This window comes from Nocardia sp. alder85J (genome assembly GCF_020176955.2).
GTDB lineage: Bacteria > Actinomycetota > Actinomycetes > Mycobacteriales > Mycobacteriaceae > Nocardia.
The window spans coordinates 1-20630 of the sequence record NZ_JAIUCZ020000004.1; the positions used below are offsets into that span (position 1 = coordinate 1).

Below are 20630 nucleotides of genomic sequence, written 5' to 3' on the forward strand. Positions count from 1 at the left end.
GGGACGAATGTCCCCGGCGCACGGGCGTTTCCGTGACGGGTGCGCATTGCGCCGGGGCGCTGCCGGATACGGCTACCGGAAGCGGGCGGTCCCGAGGTGTACTTCCGATATTTCCGGGCATTCCCGGAAGTCCTCGGAGGTCCGGAAATGCGGCGGAGCCGCGGAGAAAACAGATCGCCTGAGGAATATTCGTCGAATCGGGCGGTATTGCCGGGGTATTCGCGCGCATTCCTCCGGGCCGGTGGCGTCCCGCCGCCGGGTCCGGTCGCCGTCGTCCGCGTGGGCCGCGGCGATTCCGGCAGAAGGCTTGTGGCGCATCCGGTGACGAGAGGAGCGGCATGGTCGGCGTGCAGGGGACGGTCGGCGGCGGTCCGGCGTTCGTGGTCCGCCGCTCCGACGAGCCTGCCGTGCGCGACACGGCCCGGTGGGGGCTCGCGGTGGGCGCGCTGGGCGTGGTGTTCGGCGATATCGGCACCAGCCCGATCTATACCCTGAAATCCGTGTTCGATCCCGGTGATTCGCATCCGACGCGGGTGAGCACCGACGCCGTGTTCGGGGTGGTGTCGCTGGTGTTCTGGTCGGTCACGATCATCGTCACGGTCACCTATGTGCTGCTGGCGATGCGGGCCGACAACGACGGTGAGGGCGGCATCATGGCGCTGATCACGCTGGTCCGCCGCTGGGGGGCCGGGCGCGGGCGGCGGCTGGTGGCGGCGCTGGCCGCCCTCGGAATCTTCGGCGCCGCACTGTTCTTCGGCGACAGCATGATCACTCCGGCGATCTCGGTGCTGTCGGCGGTGGAGGGGGTGCAGGTGGTGCAGCCCTCGCTGCGGCCGTTCGTGGTGCCGGTCACGGCGGTGATCATCGTGGCGTTGTTCCTGGTGCAGCAGCGCGGTACCGGTGTGGTGGGGCGGTTGTTCGGCCCGGTCATGATCGTGTGGTTCGCGACGATCGGCGCCTGCGGTATCGCCGGGATCGCCCGGCGGCCGGGCATTCTCGCGGCCCTGTCACCGGTGTACGCGCTGCGGTTCCTGGCCGGCCACTTCGGTACGGCGTTCTTCGCGCTGGCCGCGATCGTGCTGGCGGTCACCGGCGCCGAGGCGCTGTACGCGGATATGGGCCACTTCGGGCGGCGGTCGATCACCCGGGCCTGGCTGGTGCTGGTGTTCCCGGCGTGCACGCTGAGTTATCTCGGGCAGGGCGCGCTGATCCTCGACGATCCCGCACACGCGGCGAGCCCGTTCTTCCTGCTGGCCCCGGTGTGGGCCCGGCTGCCGGTGGTGCTGCTGGCGACGCTGGCCACCGTGATCGCGGCGCAGGCGGTGATCACCGGCGCGTATTCGGTGGCGTCGCAGGCGGCGCGGCCGGGCTATCTGCCGCGGCTGCGGATCACGCACACCTCGGCGTCGCGGCCGGGCCGGATCTACGTGCCGTGGGTCAACTGGTTGCTGCTGGTCTCGGTGCTGGCGCTGGTGTTCGCGTTCCGGAGTTCCAGTGCGCTGTCCTACGCCTTCGGGATGGCGGTGACCGGCACCATCACCATCACCACGCTGCTGTTCTTCTTCCTGGCCCGGGCGCGCTGGAACCTGCCGTGGTGGCTGACGCTCGCCGGTGCGGCGCCGCTGCTCGCGGTGGATCTGCTGTTCTTCGCCGCCAATATCACCAAGTTCACGCACGGGGCGTGGGTGCCACTGCTGATCGGCGCGGGCATCTTCGTGGTCATGACCACCTGGCAGCGCGGCCGGGAGATCGTCACCGCCGAGCGGATCGCGCGCGAGGGGCCGCTGCACCGGTTCGTCGACCGGCTCGCCGCCGGGACCCCGCCGACGGTGAGCGTGCCCGGTACCGCGGTCTTCCTGGATCGGGACAAGCGGACCGCGCCACTGGCGTTGCGCGCCAACGTGGAACACAATCACGTCCGGCACGAGCACATCGTGATCCTGGCCCTCGAGGTGGAACCGGTGCCGCGGGTGCCCGCGACGGAACGGCTGGTGGTCGAGCATCTGGGCCCGGCGCACGACCGCATCGCGCACGTGACCCTGCACTACGGCTATCTGGAGACCCCGGACGTGCCGCAGGCGCTGGCCGCGGTCGATCCCGCCGCCACCGACGGCCCGCTGGACCTCGACTCGGCGTCGTATTTCCTGTCCACCATCGAGTTGAGCCCGGGTCCGGCGCGCACCATGATGCGCTGGCGCAAAAGGCTTTTCATCGCCACCTCGTACCTGGCCGCCGACGCCGCCGGATACTTCGGCCTGCCGCGCGAGCGGACCGTGGTGCTGGCGTACCAGCTCCAGGTGTAGCCGGGGGTGGAGGGCCCGACGGATTCGGGTCCCTCCACCTCGGTGCACCGATCGTCGTTGATCGGCGGTCCTGCGCGGATCAGGCGTGCAGCAGGCCGGTGAGCTCGGCCAGATCCTCGAGTTCCGCGAGACCGTAGGTGACAGTGGTGATCCGGTCGGCGATGTCGGGGGTCACCACGCGGGTGGCGTTGAGCCGGAACTTCAGCGCCAGCTCGTCGGCGGACAACGGGTTGGCCGCGCCGCCGCGATTGACGTCGACGCGTTCCTCCAGCACCCGGCCGTCGTGCAGCCGGGCCCGCAGTACCGCGGGGAACTGATGCGGGAAGATCTCGTCGCAGCGCGCGTCCGGGACGCAGGTCACCTTGGCGGCCAACGCGAGTCGCTCGGGGTCGGCGGCCGCGGCGTCGGTGAAGTCGTCGTGGAACAGGCCCAGTCCGCCGCCGCCGAGCAGGGCCGCCGCGACCGTGTAGGGGCCGGAGAAGGCGGCGTGATAGCCGGAACCGGGGTGGATCTTGTCCGCGCGCGGTTCGCCGATGGTGCGCAATACCGGTGTCGGCGCGCCCAGTTCCAGCGCTTCGATGTCGGCGGCGGTGATGCCGCGGGCCCGCAGCGCCCGCGCGGCGTCGATGCCGGCGTGCGTGAAGTGGTTGCAGGGGTACGGCTTGAAGAAGATGCCGGGCAGCTCCCACTGCTCACCGAGACCCGCCACGATCGCGCCGGGATCGGACTGGTCACCGCAGAACGCTTGCAGCAGGCCGAATCTGCCCTCCAGCACGGTCGGCGGCCCGGTGACGCCGAAGCGGGCCATGCCCGCGGCGGCCACCGCGGCGTGCGCGGCCCAGCCGCAGTGCACCCGCTTCACCGTGCCGCCGGTCCGATTCGCCTCCAGCAGACCGGAACCCATGCTCGACGCGATGCCGAGGGTGTCGGCGATACCGGCCTCGTCCACCCCGGACAGCATCGCGGCGGCCACCGCCGCGCCGAGAGCGCCGCAGATCGCGGTCGCGTGCAGACCGCGTTCGAAGAAGACCGAATTACCCAGTGCCGCATCGTATCCGGCCATGCCCAGTCGCACGGTGATCTCGACGCCGACGCCGATCGCGTCCAGCAGCGCGGCACCGGAGGCCCCGCGTGCCTCGGCCACCGCGAGCGCCGCGGGCACCACCGACGCCGACGGGTGCAGTACCGACGGCAGGTGGGTGTCGTCGAAATCCAGTGAGTGCGCGAGGGTTCCGTTCACCAGCGCGGCACTGGGCTCGGGCAGCCGATCGCCGGAACCGAGGGCGGTGGCGCGGCCGGAACCGCCCCACTCGCGGACCAGTTCACCGACCGCCCGACCGGGTTTCTCCGCGGTGGCGGCGAGACTGTTGCCGAGCACGTCCAGCACCCGGCGAGCCGCGTCGGCCCGCAACTCCGGCGGCAGCCCGTTCTCTCTTACGTCCGAGGCGAATCGGGCCAGCCGCTGCACGATCGTCTGCGTCATGCCGATACCGCCGCGAGCGGACGGATCGGGGAACCGGTGCCGCCGACGATGCGCAGCGGGGCCAGCAGGAAGACGAACTCCCGCACACCGCTGTCCGCGATCTCCTCCAGGTTCAGGTGCTCCATGATGAAGATGCCCGATTCGACCAGCAGTATCCGGTGCACCGGCAGCACGGCGTGCCCGGCGCCGGCCGGGATCTGCTCGTATGCGGTGGTGTCCGCGCCGGTGGCGACGATGCCGCGGGACGCCAGCCACTGCGCGGCGTCGACGTTCGCACCCGGCACGCCGGATTCCTTGCCCATGTAGGTGGCCGGATCGCCGAAGTTGCGGGCCCAGCCGGTGCGGATCAGCGCCACATCGCCGGGACCCGGTGTGGCTCCGGCCAATTCGGCCGCGGCGTCCAGATCGGCCGCGGTCACTCCGTATCCGGGTTCCAGGGTGGGCACGCCGTGCACGGCCGCCACGTCCAGCAGCACCGCGCGGCGCAGCAGGCCGGGCAGGTTCTCGGCGCCGTGGGTCGTGAACACGCCGCCCTGCTGGGCCTGTGCCGCGTCCACCTCGCCGTGCAGCTTGCCGCAGTGGCTGACGTGCGACAGCGCGTCGATGTGGGTGCCGACGTGCCCGCCGGTCACGATGATCTCGTTGGCCGCGGAACCGCCGTCGGGACGCTGCATGTCGCCGTGCCGGCGGATCAGCGTCATCCGGAAGCCCGGATGGTTCGGCGAGCACGGCATACCGGTGAAGAACGGCTGCCCGAGCTCGATCAGCCGGACCCCGCCCGATACCGCCGCCAGCAGCGGGTCCTGGGTGCCTGTCATGAGTGGTGACCTTCCTCGAATATCTGGTCGTGCTGGTTACCGGCGTCGGCGATCTCGAGCAGCCAGCGGGCGCGCGCGACGATCGCGGCGTCGACGAACTGCCCGTCGCGGTCGACGAAGGCGGCCCCGGACTCCGCGAGCCCCTCGATCAGCTCACGGGCCCAGGACGTTTCGGCCGGGTCCGGCGCGCACACCTCGTGCACGACCGGGATCTGCGCGGGGTGGATGACCGACCGGCCGAAGAATCCGGCGGCCCGCCCCGCCGCCGTGCTGCCGCGCAGGCCGTCCAGATCCCGCACCGCGGTCCACACGCTCTGCACCGGGCTGGGCAGCCCGGCCGCGCGCGCGGCGACCACGATCCGCGATCGCGGCCAGCTCAGCGCCTCGCCGCCGGCCACTCGCAGATCGGCGGCCAGATCGGCCTCACCGAGCGAGATGCCGGCGACCAGCGGATGCGCGGTCGCCAGCGCGAGCGCGTGCTCGACGCCGAGCGCCGATTCGAGCACCGGGTAGACCGGCACGCCCAGCGTGTCGGCCACCCGGCGCAGCTCGCCGGGGTCCTCGCATTTGGGGACCCGGACCCCGGCGAGCGCTCCGGGGGCAGCGGCGAGCGCGCGCAGATCCGCCGCGCCCGCCGCACTGTCCGGAGCGTTCATCCGCACGTACGCGGCGGGCCCGGCGGCCAGCGCCGTCAGCACGTTGCGCCGCGCGAGGTCCTTGTCCGCCGCCGCCACCGCGTCCTCGAGATCGAGGATCACCGCGTCGGCGGGCCCGGCGAGGGCCTTGCCGATGCGGTCCGCCCGGTCGCCGGGGACGTAGAGCCAGCTGCGCGGGGTCACTTGACGACGCCCTTGTCCCGCAGCCGGGCCAGTTCCGCCGCGTCCACGCCGTAGCGGCCGAGGATCTCGGCGGTGTCCGCGCTCAGCGGGGCGCCGGCCGAGGTGATCGCGCCCGGCGTCTCGGACAGCCGGAACAGCACGTTCTGCATCTTGACCGGGCCCAGCTCGGCGTCCTCGACGGTCGCGATGGTGCCCAGCGCCGCGTACTGCGGGTCGGCCAGCACGTCGGCCGCGTTGTAGATCGGCGCGACGGCGGCCTGGGCCTCCTCGAAGGCCCGGACCACCTCGTCGCGGTCCCGCGCGGCGATCCAGGAGCCGACGGCCGTGTCGAGTTCGTCGGCGTGCTCGGCCCGTTGCGCGCCGGTGGCGAACCACGGTTCGTCGATGTACTCCGGGCGGCCGACCAGGCGCATCACCCGTTCCGCGATGGACTGCGCGCTGGTGGAGATGGCGACCCAGCTGTCGTCGCGGGTGCGGTAGGTGTTGCGCGGGGCGTTGTTGGTGGACCGGTTGCCGGTGCGCGGTTGCAGCTGCCCGAGCTGGTCGTAGGCGATGATCTGCGGGCCGAGCAGGGTCAGGATCGGCTCGATGATCGCCAGGTCGACCACCTGGCCGTGGCCGGTCTGTTCCCGGGCGCGCAGGGCCGTCATCACCGCGAAAGCGGTGGTCAGCGCGGCGATTCCGTCGGCGAGGCCGAACGGCGGCAGCATCGGCGGGCCGTCCGGGTCGCCGGTGATGGCGGCGAAACCGCTCATCGCCTCGGCGAGGGTGCCGAAGCCGGGGCGCTTGGCGTACGGGCCGATCTGGCCGAATCCGGTGACGCGGGTGAGCACCAGGCCGGGGTTGATCTCCCGTAACCGCTCGTAGCCCAGGCCCCAGCGCTCCAGCGTGCCGGGCCGGAAGTTCTCGATCACCACGTCGGCGTCGGCGACCAGCTTGCGGAAGATCTCCTGGCCTTCCGGCGAGCCGAGGTAGAGGGTGATGGCTTTCTTGTTGCGGCCCAGCATCTTCCACCACAGACCGACGCCGTCGCGCTGGGCGCCGTGGCTGCGGACCGGATCGCCGTCGGGGTGTTCGATCTTGATCACCTCGGCGCCGTAATCGCCGAGCATCGTCGCCGCCAGCGGACCCGCGAACAGGGTGGCCGTGTCCAGCACCCGGATTCCGGACAATGCGCCCGCCATGGGAGTACCTGCCTTTCTCCTCCTGGCGCTCCTCCAGCAATTTCCGCCGTTCCGCCAAGAGGAACGATTGTGAACTTCAGGTTTCGGGGCGGCGGTCCCCGGCTGGTCACCAAGTTCGCACTGATTGAGGGGGTACGTCAAGTTACGAGGAGATATTGACCTGAGCCGTGGCGGGTGTCACGATAGCCCGGATCAGGCAGAACGTTTCTCTAATCGGAACGAGGTGACATGTCCGCGCGAAAGCTCGTCGTCGCGCTCGGTGCGTGCGCAGTGCTCGCGGTCGTGGCCGGATGCGGAGGTTCGGCCCCGATGGGGGCCGCCGGCGCGGCCGGTCAACGCGACCAGGGCCCGGTCAAGATCGGAGCGTTGCATCCGGTCAGCGGTTCCAATGCGGTGGACGGCCTCCAGATGCGCCGTGGCGCGCAGCTGGCGGTCGACGCGATCAACGCGGCCGGGGGGATCAAATCCCTCGGCGGCCGCAAGGTCGAACTGGTCACCGGCGACACCCAGGGCAAGGCCGATATCGGGCAGAGCGAGGCGCAGCGGGTGATCTCGGCCGGCGTCGTCGGCCTGGTGGGCACCTATCAGAGCGCGGTGAGCACGAACGTCTCCGTGGTCGCCGAGCGCAACCGGGTGCCGTTCGTGATGGACGTGACCGCGAGCGACACCATCTTCGCCCACGGCTATCGGTACGTGTTCCGCGTGCAGCCGGGCAGCAAGGTGATCGCCACCGCCGCCGCGCAGTACCTGAAGCAGGTGTCCGAGCAGAGCGGCAAGCCGGTGCACAAGGTCGCCTTCCTGCACGAGCAGAGCGATTTCGGCAGCGGCGCGGCCGACGCCTTCGACGCCGCCGCGCGGCAACTCGGCATCGCGCTGGGCCCGAACATCAGCTACGACGCGGCCAGCGTCAGCGACCTCACCGCGCAGATCACGCAGGTCAAGGCGTCCGGGGCGGATGTGCTCGCGATCGCCGGGTACTACCGCGACAGCCTGCTGGCGGCCAAGGCGATCGCCTCGGTGAAGCCGGACCTCGCCGCGGTGTGGGGCGTCTCCAACGGCGCCTACGACCAGCCCAAGTTCGTCTCCGACGCCGGACAGCTCGGCGAGCTGTATTTCAACACGAATTACCATTACGACGCGACCAACCCGGCGACCACCGCCCTGCGCGAGCAGTACCAGCGCAGCTTCGGCGATCCGATGCGGACCGGCGCGGTGCTCGCCTACGACGCGGTCCAGGTGATCGCGCAGGCGGTCGAGCAGGCCGGCAGCACCGATCCGGAGCAGGTGCGCGACGCGATCGCCGCCGCCCACGTCGCACCGCTGACGGTGGGCAAGGGCCCGATCGAATTCGCCGGCAACGGCGACAACAGCAACGCCGCACCGGTCCTGATGCAGGTTCAGGCCGGGCAGGTGAAGCAGGTGTATCCCCCCGAGAAGGCCGAATCCCGGCCCGAATACCAGGTGACATGGCGGCCATGAGCAATCTCGACACAGCACAGGCGGTGCTCGATCCCGACACCGCACCCCCGGCCCGCCGCTTCCCGGTGGACCGTTCCTTCCTCGGCCGCGCCGGCGTGGTCGGCGTCGTCCTCGTGGTCGCCATCGTGGTGGCGCTGCTGCGCTCGGGCAGCGGGCTGGTGGTCTGGCAGTCGGTGGTCACCGGCATCCTGACCGGCGGTCTGTACGGGCTGATCGCGATGGGCCTCACACTGATCTTCGGTGTGCTCGACATCGTGAACTTCGCGCACGGCGCGCTGCTGGCCGTCGCCATGTTCATCTCGTTCGGCATGGTGGATGCCACCGGCATGCACCCGTATCTCACGCTGCTGATCGCCACCCCCGCGTTGTTTCTGATCGGCGCGATCGTCTATCGTGGCCTGCTGTCCGGTAGCGGAGCCCGCTCTCTGGAGAATCAGCTGCTGATCACGCTCGGTCTGTCGCTGTTGCTGGAGAACGGTTTGCTGATGTTCTTCGGCGCCGAGCCCAAGAGCATCAAGTTGCCCGGCGAGTTCCAGTTCTCGCTGTTCGGCGCGGTCGTCGCGGGTTCGCGGTTGTACGCCTTCCTCGGTGCGATCGCACTCGGCGGGGTGCTGTTCTGGCTGCTGCGCAAGACCCGGCTGGGCACCGCGATCCGCGCGGTCGCCGCGAACGGCACGGGTGCGCAGTTGGTGGGCATCAACGTCCGCCGCATCCACATGGTGACCTTCGCGATCGGCACCGCCTGTGCCGGCGCCGCGGCGGCCCTGGCGGGGCCGCTGGTGACGGTGTCGCCCACCCTCGGCGAGCAGTTCAACATCACCGCGTTCGTGGTGGTGGTGCTCGGCGGGATGGGCAACGTGGTCGGCGCGCTCATCGGTGGTCTGCTGATCGGCCTGGTCGAGCAGCTCACCACCATCTACCTCGGTGGCCAGAGCTCGCTGCTGGGTGTGTTCGTGGTGTTCGTGCTGGTGCTCTTCCTCCGCCCGCAGGGACTGTTCGGAAGGAAGGCGGCATGAACTCGAGCGCCATCACCATCGCCGGTCCGGCGGGCGCGTCGACCAAGGCGCCGCCGCTGCGGCCCGCGAACCGGCAGTTCGCGATCCTCGCCGTGCTGGTGCTGCTCGCCATTCCGCTGCCGGCGATCCTGCCCTCGGCGCAGGGCGCGGTCGCGGTGCGGATCCTGATCTTCGCGCTGATGGCCGTGGGCTGGAACATCATGAGCGGCTTCGGCGGCATGTTCAGCTTCGGGCACGCGGCCTACTTCGGGGTCGGCGCGTACACCAGCGCGTATCTACTGGTGAAGCACGACGTCTCGCCGTGGCTCGGGATGCTGGCGGGCATGGTCGTGGCCGCCGCGGTGGCGGTGATCATCGGCTACTTCTCCTTCCGCTACAAGTTGCAGGGCGCGTACTTCGCGCTGGCCACCTTCGCCTTCGCCGAGATGTTGCGGCTGATCGTGACCAGCAGCACATTCGCCAACAAGTCGGTCGGCTTCAGCGTGCCGCTGATCCAGGGCTCCTCGCTGTGGAAACTCCAGTTCCCCGCCGATTCGCGCGCCTACTTCTGGGTCGCGCTGGTGCTGGCCGGGGCCGCGGTCGCGATCAGCATCGCCTTCCTGCACTCGCGGGCCGGCCGCTACGTCACCGCGATCCGCGACGACGAACTGGCCGCCGCCGCGCTGGGCACCCCGGTGATGCGCTACAAGCTGATGACCGTGGCGCTGTCCGCCGCGATCACCGCGGTCGCGGGCGCTTTCTACACGCAGTACTACCTATTCGTGAACCCGGACCTCGGTTTCGGTTCGGCGGTCTCGATCCAGGCGATCGTGCCGGTGGTGATCGGCGGTATCGGCACCATCTGGGGTCCGATCGTCGGCGCGATCATCGTCGGCTCGCTGACCGATGTGACGGCCACGCTGCTGCGCACCCCACCGGATTTCCTGGACTTCCTGAAGGGCCGCAGCGGCCTGGACGTCGTGCTCTACGCGGTGCTGCTGATCCTCATCGTGCGGCTGTTGCCGAAGGGAATTGTCGGAACGATCGCGGCGAGGTGGCGGCGATGAGCATCGTGCAGGTCGACGGGGTCGGCAAGGCGTTCCGCGGGCTGCGGGCGCTGTCGGACGTGGACTTCCACGTCGACGAGGGCGAGATCCTGGGCATCATCGGCCCCAACGGCGCGGGCAAGACCACGCTGTTCAACGTGGTCGCCGGGGCGATCCGGCCCGACACCGGACAGGTGTCGTTCGCCGGACGCGACGTCACCGGCGCCCGGCCGGAGCAGATCGCGCGGGCCGGGATGGTCCGCACCTTCCAGCTGATGCGGCCGTTCGGCAGCATGACCGTGCTGGAGAACGTGAGCCTGGCCGCCCAGCACCACCGGCTCGGCGCCCGCGCGCTGCGCGAACACGCGCTGGACGTGGTGGACCGCGTCGGCCTGGGCCCGTGGGCCTACCGCCGGTCCACCGAACTGCCCACCGCCGGGCTCAAGCGTCTGGAACTGGCCCGCGCGCTGGCTTCCCGGCCCACGGTGCTGCTGCTGGACGAGGTGCTCGCGGGCCTGGTGCCCGCCGAGCGCGAACCGGTGCTCGACCTGCTCGCCTCGCTGCGCGAACAGGAGGGCGTGACGCTGCTGTTCATCGAGCACATCATGGCCGCGGTGATGCGGCTGGCCGATCGGGTGCTCGTGCTCGACCAGGGCCGGGTGCTCGCGGTCGGCTCGCCGGCGGAGGTCACCAGCGACCCCCGGGTCATCGACGCCTACCTCGGTGAGGAGCCGACCCATGCTGACGCTTGAGCGGATGTCCGCCGGCTACGGCCGGATGCAGATCCTGCACGAGATCGACCTGCGCGTCGGCGCGGGCGAGATCGTGGCCCTGGTCGGCGCGAACGGCGCCGGCAAGACCACCACGCTGCGCAGCATCTGCGGCCAGATCGCACCGCTGTCCGGCGCGATCACCTTCGACGGCACGCCGACCGCCGGCCTGCGCCCCGACCAGCTGGTCCGCGCCGGTCTGGTGCACGTGCCGGAGGACCGCGCGCTGTTCGGCACGCTCACCGTGGAGGAGAACCTGCGGATGGGCGCCTGGACCCGCACGGCCGAACAGGCCGAACGGTCGCTGGCCGAGGTGTACGCGCTGTTCGAGATCCTCGCCGAGCGCCGGACCACCGTCGCGGAGACCTTCTCCGGCGGCCAGCAGCAGATGCTCGCCATCGGCCGCGCGTTGATGGCCGGGCCGAAACTGCTGATGCTCGACGAACCGTCGACGGGCCTGTCGCCCAAGCTGACCTGGCTGATGCTCGAGGCCGTCCGCCGCATCCGCGACACCGGGGTGTCGGTGCTGCTGGTCGAGCAGAACGCGAAACAGGCGCTGGCCATTGCCGACCGGGCCTATGTGCTGGAGAGCGGCTCGATCGTGTTGCAGGGCACCGGCGACGAACTGGCCGCCGACCCCCGGGTCAGGAAGGCGTACCTGGGCCTGTGAACTCCGAATCCGCGCGCGCTGCCCGGTGGGGCGGTGACGACGAATCCGCCGGTGCTGCTGATGACGAATCTTCGAGTGAGGCAGAGATATTCATGGACGGTGCGCAGGTGTCGGAAGCTACCGGGGTCGCGACGTCACGGCCGGACGCCGGGGGCCGGGCCTCGGATCCGGGATCCGTGACGGCAGCGGCCACCGGTGTACTCGGGGCCTGGGTGTCCGGGCTGGATTTGGCCGCGGTGCCGGACGAGGTCGTCGAACGTCTGTCGCTGGTGCTGCTGGATGTGTTCGGCGTGACCGCCGTCGGTGCGTCGCTGCCGGACCACCGTGCGCTGCGGGAGGTCTGGCACGCACCGGCCGGGCCCGCGCCCCTGATCGGGGCCGGGCGGTCGGTGGCCACCGATGCGGCGGCCTGGCTCAACGGCATGGCGCTGGTTTCGCTGGAGCTGGACGAGGGGAACAAGTACGCCAAGGGACATCCTGCGGCGCACGGGTTTCCGGCCGTGCTGGCGCTGGCGGCCGAACTGGACAGCTCGGGGGCGGACACCGCGGCCGCGCTGCTCGCCGCCTACGAGGTGGCGACCCGGTTCGGGCGGGCCACCAGCGCACGGCCGGGTGTGCATCCGCACGGGAACTGGGGGGTCGCCGGGTCGGCGGCGGGATGCGCACGGCTGCTGGGACTTTCGGCCGAGGCCACGGCCGCGGCGATCGATGCCGGCGCGGGGATGGCGATCGCCGGGCACTTCGATTCGGCGACCGACGGCAACCCGGTGCGCAACGCGTGGATGGGCGCCTCGGCGATGTCCGGTCTGGCCGCCGCGCGGATGGCGGCGGCGGGGATGGCCCGCAACACCGGCACCGCCGCGTTGTCGCTGGGAACCCTGCTCGGACAGTTCGATCCGGCGGAGCTGACCGGCGAGCTGGGGGAGCGGTGGGACATCACGCGCGGCTATTTCAAGCGGCACGCGTCCTGCTCGTTCACCCATCCGGCCGCCGACGCCGTGCTGGAGCTGCGCGGTGAGCCCAGGTTCCGGGCCGAGGCCATCACCGAGATCCTGGTGGAGAGCCACGCGCTCGGTGCGGGCCTGACCGGCACCGAATGGTCGAACCGGTTGTCGGCGATGTTCTCCACCCCGTTCGTGGTCGCCACCGCCGCGCTGACCGGCACGGTCGGCCCGGACAGCGAGCTGGACGATCCCGCGGTGCGACAGCTGGCCCGGCGGGTCCGGCTGGTCGCCGCCGCCGACCTCACCGCCCGGTTGCCCGCCGAGCGGGCCGTGCGCGCCACCGTCCGGTTCGCCGACGGCGGCACGCTGGTGCGCGAGGTCCCGAATCCGGTCGGCGACGCCGACCATCACCCGCTGAGCGAGCAGGACGTGATCACGCTGCTGAAGGGCTGGCTGCCCACGCAGCCCGGCCTGGTGGACCGCGCGGTCGCACTGAGCCACGACCTGCCGGGTCGGCAACGCGTCGGCGACGCGCTGCGCGGCCTGGCCGGTTCGGATGAGGAAGAGAAGGAGCTGAACTGATGCGTGCCTTCGCGGTGACGCCCATCCATCTGCCGCCCGAGGAGATCCGGCGGCGGCAGGACCGCTACGACCGGCTCGCGCCGCCGGGCCTGCGGATCGAACTCCGCGACGTCGGCGCCGCCGCGCCGACGTCGCTGGACACGGGCGACGCCGTGCGGGCTTCCGAGCGCGAGGTCGCAGCCGTCCTGGCCACCGCCGGAACGGATTTCGACCTCGCTTTCCCGGATTGCGTGCTGGACCCGGCGGTCCCCGACACCGTCTCCGAGACCGCCCTGCCCGTGCACGGCCTGCTCAAACTGTCGGCAACACATCTGGCGGGCAAGGGAATCCGCTTCGGCGCGGTGGTCCGCAACGAGGCCATCGCCGCCGAATTCGACCAGCGCATCGCCGATTACGGCCTGGGCGCCCACTACGCCGGCAGTCGCGTGCTGGACCTCCCGTTCAGCGCGATCGCCGACACCGAGGTCTGGAACAAGGCACTCGGTGCAGCGGTCCGCGATCTGGCCGAGCAGGGCGCCACCGCCGTCATCAACGGCTGCTCCGCCGTCGACGTCGAACCCGCCGACCTACCCGCCCGCATCGTCGACCCGACCGAGCTGGCGCTGCGCGTGCTGGCCGTCGAGGAGGCGTGATGCGCCGGATGTCGCTGTCCCACAAGACGGGTGCGGCCCGATGAGCGACGGACCCGATCTGATCGTCGCGGGCGCCGGTGGCGGCCTGGCCGGTGCGTTGCGGGCCGCCGAGCTGGGGCTGAGCGTGCTGGTGGTGGAGGCCAGCGAGCATTTCCGGCGCGGCAACAACACCTCCATGTCGACCGCGATGTTCCCCGGTGCGGGGTCGCGGTGGCAGCGGGAGGCGGGGATCGAGGATTCCCCGGAGACCTTCGTCGCCGACATCATGGCCAAGACCGAGGGGCAGGCCGAGGCGCGGCTGTCCCGGACGCTGGCCGGGGTGAGCGCGGAACTCGTGGAATGGCTGCACGATTCGGTCGGCCTGCCGCTGTCGCTGGTCACCGACTTCAACTATCCGGGGCACGCGGTGCCGCGCTGCCATTCGATCGAGGGGCGGCACGGGTCCGGGGTCATCGACCACCTGGCCCGCCGGGTCGCCGAGCACGAGAACATCGAGATGCTCGTTCCCGCGAAGCTGGTCGACGTGCTCACCGAGGCCGACGGGGTGCGCGCAGCGGTGATCCGGTATCCCGACGGCGTGGAGGAAGAGATCCCCACTCGCGCGATCCTGTTGGCCACCAACGGTTTCGGCGCCGATCGCGATCTGGTGCAACGGTATCTGCCGGAGATCGCGGACGCGCTCTACCAGGGCAGTGACCAGTCGCTCGGCGACGCGCTGCGCATCGGTGAGAAGCTCGGCGCCGCAACGGGATTCCTGGACGCCTATCAGGGGCACGGCGCGGTCGCCGCGAATGCGGGCACCCTGCTCGGGTGGGCCACGATCATCCACGGCGCGGTCCTGGTCGACACCACCGGTCACCGCTTCGGCAACGAGACCCGCGGCTACTCCGAGTACGCCGCGGAACTGGCGGCCCGGCCCGGCGCGACCGGCTGGATCGTGTTCGACGAGACCGTCTTCGAGCAGTGCCAGGCGTTCCAGGACTTCCGGAACGTGGTGGCCTCCGGCGGTGTGGTGTGGGCCGGCGACGCGGCGGGCCTGGCGGCGGCGACCGGGTTGCCCGCCGACGCGCTGGTCGCGGAACTGGCTGCCGTGCAAGCGATCGCGCGTGGCGAACAGCCGGATCCGCACGGCCGCACCAACTGGGAGCGTCCGCTGTCCGGCCGCTGGGCCGCGGTGCGGGTGGTGCCCGCGCTGTTCCACACCCAGGGCGGACTGCTCGTGAACGAGCGGGCCGCCGTGGTCGACGCGCAGGATCGGGCGATTCCCGGCCTGTATGCCGCGGGCGGCGCCGCGGCGAGCATCTCCGGTCACGGCGCCGCCGGATATTTGCCCGGTAACGGGCTCCTGCCCGCCTTCGGGCTGGCGTACCTGGCCGCGGGCGACGTTGCTCGCCGGGCGGCCTGAATTTCACGCGAAGGAATATGACTGACATGGCAACAACGGAACTGCTGATCAAAAATGTCCGGGTCGTGCGGCCCGAGGATCCCGACACCGCGCAGCCGGCGCTGCTCGACATCGCGGTGAACGACGGCAAGATCGTCCGGGTGGCGGCGGACCTGCCCACCGACGACGCGGCCCGGGTGGTCGACGGCCGCGGCCTGCTGGCCTTCCCCGGCGTGGTGGACGCGCACCAGCACTGGGGCATCTAGAACGAACTGGCCGAGGACACCCGCAGCGAGAGCCGGGCCAGCGCGCAGGGCGGCGTCACCACCTCGCTGACCTACATGCGCACCGGCCAGTACTACCTGAACAAGGGCGGTAGCTACCGGGACTTCTTCCCCGAGGTGCTGAGCCTGTCGCAGGGCAACGCCTACGTCGACTACGCCTTCCACCTGGCCCCGATGAGCGCGCAGCACATCGAGGAGATCCCGTTCCTGGTCGAGGAATTCGGCGTCACCTCGTTCAAGATCTTCATGTTCTACGGCAGCCACGGCCTGCACGGCCGGTCGACCAGCCAGAGCGATTTCCTGATGATCCCGCCGGACGAGCGCTACGACATCGCGCACTTCGAATTCGTCATGCGCGGTGTGCAGAAGGCCCGCGAGATCCTCACCGAGTACGCGCCGCACATCTCGCTGTCGCTGCACTGCGAGACCGCCGAGATCATGACCGCCTACACCAAGCTGGTCGAGCAGGAGGGCACGCTCACCGGCCTGCGCGCCTACAGCGCCTCGCGCCCGCCGCATTCGGAGGGCCTGGCGGTCACCATCGCCTCGTATCTCGCGCACGAGACCCAGCTGCCGAACATCAACCTGCTGCACCTGTCGTCGGAGAAGGCGCTGTCGGCGGCGCTGACCATGAAGAACGCCTTCCCGCACATCGACTTCCGCCGCGAGGTGACCATCGGCCACCTGCTGGCCGACGTGGACACCGCCTCCGGCATCGGCGGCAAGGTGAACCCGCCGCTGCGCGAGCGCGAGGACGTCGAGGCGCTGTGGCGGCACATGCTGGCCGGCGATATCGACTGGGTGGTCAGCGACCACGCCTGCTGCCGCGACGAACTGAAGTTCGGCGCCGACCGCGGGGACGTGTTCCTCGCCAAGTCGGGTTTCGGCGGCGCGGAGTACCTGCTGCCGGGCTTGGTCGGTGAGGGGACCAAGCGCGGCCTGTCGTTGCAGCGCATCGCGCAGCTGCTGTCGTGGAACCCGGCCCGGCGCTACGGTCTGCCGACCAAGGGCACCATCGCCGAGGGCTACGACGCCGACATCGCCCTGGTGGACCCGAACGTGGAATGGACTGTGCGAGCGGCCGATTCGGAGTCGACCCAGGAGTACACCCCGTTCGAGGGCTTCGATATGACCGCCCGCGTCACCGACACCTTCGTCCGCGGCCACCAGGTGTTCACCGACGGCAAGGTGGTCGGCGACCCGATCGGCACGTTCCTGCGCCGCGGCCGCTGATCGCGCCGCGCGCGGCGCCGCTCGGGCAGGCGGTGGCTCAGCCGGCCACCCGGCCGGTGGACGTGGAACTCGGCGAGATCATCGATGAACTCTACGAATTCATCGACCGCAACCGGCATGTCCTGAAACTGGTCGAGTGGTGTGCGGCCGAACTACCCGAATTGGCGCGGATGTACTTCGTGCAACGGCGCCGGGCCATTGCTCGAGCATCTGTCCGAATTCTTGCAGGAGCGGATCCGGGCAGGCACGTTGCGGTCGGTTCCGGATGTACCGGCCGCAGCCAGATTCATCGTGGAGACCATCGCATGGTTCGCCATGCACCGGTACAGCGATCCCGATTCGATGATGCTCGACGACGCGACCAGCCGCAGCACGGTCCGGCACCTGCTCATGGCCGCGTTCACGCCGTCCACCGGCCCTGTCGAACCGGGGACGTGACGACCACGATCGAACTCGGTGACGCGGCCGCGCAGTCGCACCGTGCCCGGCCGCGCCTGGACAGTGGTGAGATCCGGACCGGCGCGATCCCGCGGTCGACGTCCGGTGCCGCATCGGCCGTGACGGCTTCGATCCGGTTGCGCCGGAACCGATTTCGCCGGATCAGTCGCGGCCGGGCTGCGCGCGCAACCAGCTCCAGTTGGTCCGGATCTCCTCGGCGGCCGCGCGGATCAGCGCGCGGTAGTGGTCGATCGCCTCGGGGGTGAAACGGTACTGCGGCCCGCAGATGCTGATCGAGCCCTGCACCTCGCCGCCCGGCCCGAACAGCGGCGCCGCGACCGAGCCCGCACCGGCCTGGCGCTCACCGAGCGATACGGCCACCCCTTCGCGCACGGCGTCGGCCAGCGCGGCCCGCAGCCGGGTCTCGTCGGTGATCGTGTTGTCCGTCAACGAGTTCAGCGGCCGGTGCAGCAACGTCTCGCGCCGCTCCTCGGGCAGGAACGCCAGGATCACCTTGCCGGACGACCCCGCGTGCAGTGGGAACCGCCGCCCGAGCTCGACGGTCATCTTGATCTCGCGCGGGCTCTCGAACTGATCGAGGTAGACCCGCTCGTCACCGACCAGCCCGGACAGGGTGGTGGTCTCGCCGGTCTCGTCGCGCAGCCGGCGCAGCACTGGCGTCGCCACCGTGCGCGCGTCGAATCGCCGCAGCGCACTGGCCCCCAGCGCCGCCGCGGCCGTCCCCAGCCGATATCCCGACACCCCTTCGTCGGTGGCCAGCACATCGCGCGACACCAGCGATTGCAGGATCCGGTACACCACCGCCTTCGACAGCCCCAGTTCCCGGCTGATCGCGCTCACCCCGAGGTAGCGGGGACCGCCGGTGAACAGCAGCAGCACGTCCGCGACCCGGGCCGCGGCCTCGGTTCCGGCGTTGTCTGCCGCCGGGGCGGGCCGGCGTCCGGCGGTACTCTTGATTGTCACAGTCGACAGTCCTCGGGATCTGCGTTCCGTTGAGGGAAACGATCATCGTGCGGTTAGCGCTCACTGTACCGTTCTTCTGCCGAATCGTTCCGGTGGGCGGCACGAGATGAGCTCCTCGGTGTCGCGTTCCGGCCCGGGTCGCGAACTCAGTGGTGAACCAGCTGCTCGGCGTGCGGGAGTTCGTCGTCGCGCAGTCGGCCGGACCGTGCGCTGCGGACATCCCAGTGGGTGACGCGGCCGTCCGGTCCGGTGAAGATCGACCGGGCCAGCGCCGCCTCGATCCGGCCGCGAACCTCCGCCTCGGCATCGGGTTCCGCGGCGAACAGCACCCGCAGGCGCACCTCGTCGCCGCTGCGCCGGGTGTCGGTGTGGTGTGGCGCGAGCGGACAGGGCGGCTCGTGCTCCCAGTGCCCGCACAGCGCGACCGTGACGGCGGCACCCGGTGCCCGCACGTCGTCGTCGGCCGTCATGGTCAGGACCGCATCGTGGACGAAGGCTCGGCGCACCGGACCAGTATGGCCCGGGGCACGCCCTATCGGGTGCGGCGATCGGGTGCGCGCAGGATCGCCGCCGCGGTCGCCGCGATGGTCCGGTCGCCGTCGGTGGTGAGCCGGGTCAACGCGTCCCGCGCGGCGGTGCCGGGAATCTCGGCGAGCGCCTGGGTGATTCGCAGCCGGGTCGGCGTGTCGGCACTGGTGTCCAGCGAGTCGCACATGGCCCCGACGATGGCGGCCGGGTCGTCCGCGGCCAGCAGGCCCAGGGTCTCGGCGGCTTCGACGTCGGAGCGGCCCGCGTGGACCATCGCGAGCAGGGTGGGTATCGCCGCGGCGTCGCGGCGGGCACCGAGGGCCAGGGCCGCGTGGTCGCGCACGACGGTGTCGGGATCGCCGACGGCCGTGTGCAACAGGGTCGCCGCCGCGGCGGTGGGTACCGCCGCGATCGCGTCGACCGCGCGGCGCCGCACCCGGACATCCGGCGATTCGAGCCCGACGGCCAGCTCCGCCAGGCCCGCACCGGCGGCCCGCGCCAGCGACCAGCGCAGGGCGCCGGCGACGTTGGGGTCGTCCTCCGCCAGTGCGGCTTCGACGAGCGCCGCGATGGGTAGCGACGCGACCTCGTGCTGCGCCAGCACGGCCTGCTGACGGTGTGGCGCGGAGTCGGATTCCAGTGCGCGCAACAGGGTGACGATGCCCATCACGTCCTCCCATTGCGCGGGGGCGGCCGCGTCGACGCGTTCGAGTCTGCGCAGCAACTCCTGTTCGGCGGCGATCCGGGTGCGAGTGTGCCGAATGAGGTCGCCGACCAGGTCGGCGGGGGCGAAGATCGGATCGTCCAGTGCGCGTTTGGCATCGTGCAGCGACAGGCCCAGGGTGCGCAGGCATTCGACGTCGAAGAGGCGGCGGATGTCGGCGGGGGAGTACTCGCGGTAGCCGCCGGAGGTGCGGCCGGTGGGCTGCACCAGGCCGAGCGCGTCGTAGTGACGCAGCATGCGGGTGCTGACGCCGGAGCGCCGCGAGACCTCGCCGATCAACATCGTGCCGCCTCCTCTTCAGGCGTCCGGGCCGGTCACCGCGACCCGTTTGGCCAGCTCGACCGAGAAGGTGAACGCGCTGTCCGGATCCTGCCGCAGCCGCTCGGTGGCCGCCGCGTGCGCGCGCACCTGCGGGTCGGCGGCGGTCAGGGCCACGGCCAGGGCCGGTGCGGCGGCCTCGCCGAGTGCCGCCAGTGTACGGGCGAGGCCCCGGCGCATCGTGTCGTCGCCGCGGCCGAGTTCGGCCGCCAGTTCGCCGGCCAGCGCGCTCTCGGCCTCGGGTGGGACGAGTGCGGCGGCGGCTCGCCATGCGCTGAGGGCGACGTCGTCGTGCGCGTCGTGCAGCCGGGCCGACACCGCGGGCCAGGCGCCGCGGTCGCCGATCTTCGACAGGGTGTGCAGGGCCTGGCTGCGGGCCTGGGGTGTCGCGGAATCGAGTTCGGCCAGCAGCCGCGCCAGCGTGATCTCCGCCGGTAACCGGCACAGTGCCCAGGTCAGCATGTCGCGGACGAAGAAGTCCGGTTCGACGGCGCAGCGGGCGATCAGCGTGGCCGCGAGGCGGGGATCGCCCTGCGTGCCCGCCGACAGGGCCGCGCGCAGCCGGGTCGACGAGTCGGGGGCGGCGAGGGCGTCGATGAGGCGAGCGTCGGGCTCGCCGTGGATGGTCGTGTTCACGAGCAACCACCTCCTTCGAGTGCCACTGAACGCCTTGTCACCGTGTCAAGGTCAACTCCGGTGCTGCGGGCGGACCGGATCGGATGTGCCGTGGCGAGGTGCGGCGCGGGGTGCATCTTCAGGTGAAACGAGCGGCGCGGGTGCTTCTTCAGGCGAAATGAGCAGCACGGCAACGATATTCGAGTGCAGTGCGGTGTACCCGGTGTGCGGCGGGGGTGGACGGTCGTCGGATCCGGGCAAGCGCCGCGCATCCGGCGGGCTACAGTGATATGCACCCATCGGGCCGAATGCGATGCAGATCACAGCATCGCGGGGCGCACAGTGCTGTCGCGGTGGGTAATCCACGCGTGGCATCG

The 20630-nt window shown here is 71.0% G+C and carries 20 protein-coding genes; 12 read left to right on the forward strand and 8 right to left on the reverse strand.

Going from position 1 to position 20630, the window contains the following annotated elements; all coding sequences use genetic code 11:
- The first annotated feature begins 338 nt into the window (after nt 1-338).
- Nucleotides 339-2303, forward strand: a complete 1965-nt coding sequence (locus LBW94_RS15940; RefSeq protein WP_225059400.1) for a potassium transporter Kup — start codon at nt 339-341, stop codon at nt 2301-2303.
- A 79-nt stretch (nt 2304-2382) separates the two neighbouring features.
- Here LBW94_RS15940 and LBW94_RS15945 read toward each other — a convergent pair whose 3' ends face one another.
- The 4 genes from LBW94_RS15945 to LBW94_RS15960 are packed head-to-tail and all read right to left on the reverse strand — an operon-like array spanning nt 2383 to nt 6627.
- Nucleotides 2383-3786 carry an MmgE/PrpD family protein gene (locus LBW94_RS15945; protein ID WP_225059401.1) on the reverse strand — a complete coding sequence of 468 codons (1404 nt, stop codon included), beginning with the start codon at nt 3784-3786 and terminating at the stop codon, nt 2383-2385.
- Nucleotides 3783-4604, reverse strand: coding sequence for a cyclase family protein (locus tag LBW94_RS15950; RefSeq protein ID WP_225059402.1), 822 nt, complete (start codon nt 4602-4604; stop codon nt 3783-3785). Before LBW94_RS15950 ends, LBW94_RS15945 begins: the two co-directional genes overlap by 4 nt.
- A complete protein-coding gene (locus LBW94_RS15955; RefSeq protein ID WP_225059403.1) occupies nt 4601-5443 on the reverse strand; it encodes an HpcH/HpaI aldolase/citrate lyase family protein in 843 nt (280 codons plus the stop codon). The genes LBW94_RS15950 and LBW94_RS15955 overlap by 4 nt, the downstream gene beginning before the upstream one ends.
- Nucleotides 5440-6627, reverse strand: a complete 1188-nt coding sequence (locus tag LBW94_RS15960; protein WP_225059404.1) for a CaiB/BaiF CoA transferase family protein — start codon at nt 6625-6627, stop codon at nt 5440-5442. Before LBW94_RS15960 ends, LBW94_RS15955 begins: the two co-directional genes overlap by 4 nt.
- Before the next feature lie 228 nt (nt 6628-6855).
- Between LBW94_RS15960 and LBW94_RS15965 the strand changes: the two genes are divergently transcribed.
- From LBW94_RS15965 to LBW94_RS16015, 11 genes are all read left to right on the forward strand, one after another.
- Nucleotides 6856-8106: an ABC transporter substrate-binding protein gene (locus LBW94_RS15965; RefSeq protein WP_225059405.1), complete on the forward strand. Its 1251-nt coding sequence runs from the start codon at nt 6856-6858 to the stop codon at nt 8104-8106.
- A complete protein-coding gene (locus LBW94_RS15970; protein WP_225059406.1) occupies nt 8103-9122 on the forward strand; it encodes a branched-chain amino acid ABC transporter permease in 1020 nt (339 codons plus the stop codon). Before LBW94_RS15965 ends, LBW94_RS15970 begins: the two co-directional genes overlap by 4 nt.
- Nucleotides 9119-10168: a branched-chain amino acid ABC transporter permease gene (locus LBW94_RS15975; protein WP_225059407.1), complete on the forward strand. Its 1050-nt coding sequence runs from the start codon at nt 9119-9121 to the stop codon at nt 10166-10168. Before LBW94_RS15970 ends, LBW94_RS15975 begins: the two co-directional genes overlap by 4 nt.
- Nucleotides 10165-10899, forward strand: a complete 735-nt coding sequence (locus tag LBW94_RS15980; RefSeq protein ID WP_225059408.1) for an ABC transporter ATP-binding protein — start codon at nt 10165-10167, stop codon at nt 10897-10899. Before LBW94_RS15975 ends, LBW94_RS15980 begins: the two co-directional genes overlap by 4 nt.
- Nucleotides 10886-11587: an ABC transporter ATP-binding protein gene (locus LBW94_RS15985; protein ID WP_225059409.1), complete on the forward strand. Its 702-nt coding sequence runs from the start codon at nt 10886-10888 to the stop codon at nt 11585-11587. Before LBW94_RS15980 ends, LBW94_RS15985 begins: the two co-directional genes overlap by 14 nt.
- Before the next feature lie 107 nt (nt 11588-11694).
- Nucleotides 11695-13113, forward strand: coding sequence for an MmgE/PrpD family protein (locus tag LBW94_RS15990; RefSeq protein ID WP_225059410.1), 1419 nt, complete (start codon nt 11695-11697; stop codon nt 13111-13113).
- Nucleotides 13113-13745 carry an aspartate/glutamate racemase family protein gene (locus tag LBW94_RS15995; protein ID WP_225059411.1) on the forward strand — a complete coding sequence of 211 codons (633 nt, stop codon included), beginning with the start codon at nt 13113-13115 and terminating at the stop codon, nt 13743-13745. The genes LBW94_RS15990 and LBW94_RS15995 overlap by 1 nt, the downstream gene beginning before the upstream one ends.
- A gap of 40 nt (nt 13746-13785) precedes the next feature.
- Nucleotides 13786-15150, forward strand: a complete 1365-nt coding sequence (locus LBW94_RS16000; protein ID WP_225059412.1) for an FAD-binding protein — start codon at nt 13786-13788, stop codon at nt 15148-15150.
- A gap of 26 nt (nt 15151-15176) precedes the next feature.
- Nucleotides 15177-15395, forward strand: a complete 219-nt coding sequence (locus LBW94_RS16005) for a hypothetical protein (RefSeq protein ID WP_225059413.1) — start codon at nt 15177-15179, stop codon at nt 15393-15395.
- Between the two features lie 75 nt (nt 15396-15470).
- Nucleotides 15471-16646, forward strand: a complete 1176-nt coding sequence (locus LBW94_RS16010; protein WP_225059414.1) for a dihydroorotase — start codon at nt 15471-15473, stop codon at nt 16644-16646.
- Nucleotides 16647-16937: 291 nt separating this feature from the next.
- On the forward strand, nt 16938-17084 hold the full coding sequence (locus LBW94_RS16015) for a hypothetical protein (RefSeq protein WP_225059415.1): 147 nt from the start codon (nt 16938-16940) through the stop codon (nt 17082-17084).
- A 162-nt stretch (nt 17085-17246) separates the two neighbouring features.
- Here the strand turns inward: LBW94_RS16015 and LBW94_RS16020 are convergent, their stop codons facing one another.
- The 4 genes from LBW94_RS16020 to LBW94_RS16035 all read right to left on the reverse strand — a co-directional run bounded on the left by LBW94_RS16020 (nt 17247) and on the right by LBW94_RS16035 (nt 20274).
- Complete coding sequence (locus LBW94_RS16020; RefSeq protein WP_225059416.1) at nt 17247-18068, reverse strand: IclR family transcriptional regulator; 822 nt, start codon at nt 18066-18068, stop codon at nt 17247-17249.
- 146 nt (nt 18069-18214) lie between these two features.
- Entirely contained in the window at nt 18215-18574 is a 360-nt protein-coding gene (locus LBW94_RS16025; protein WP_225059417.1) for a hypothetical protein, read from the reverse strand.
- 26 nt (nt 18575-18600) lie between these two features.
- Complete coding sequence (locus LBW94_RS16030) at nt 18601-19602, reverse strand: HEAT repeat domain-containing protein (RefSeq protein WP_225059418.1); 1002 nt, start codon at nt 19600-19602, stop codon at nt 18601-18603.
- Nucleotides 19603-19617: 15 nt separating this feature from the next.
- The gene (locus LBW94_RS16035) at nt 19618-20274 is read right to left on the reverse strand and encodes a HEAT repeat domain-containing protein (RefSeq protein ID WP_225059419.1); all 657 of its coding nucleotides are present in this window, start codon (nt 20272-20274) and stop codon (nt 19618-19620) included.
- Between the last annotated feature and the right edge of the window lie 356 nt (nt 20275-20630).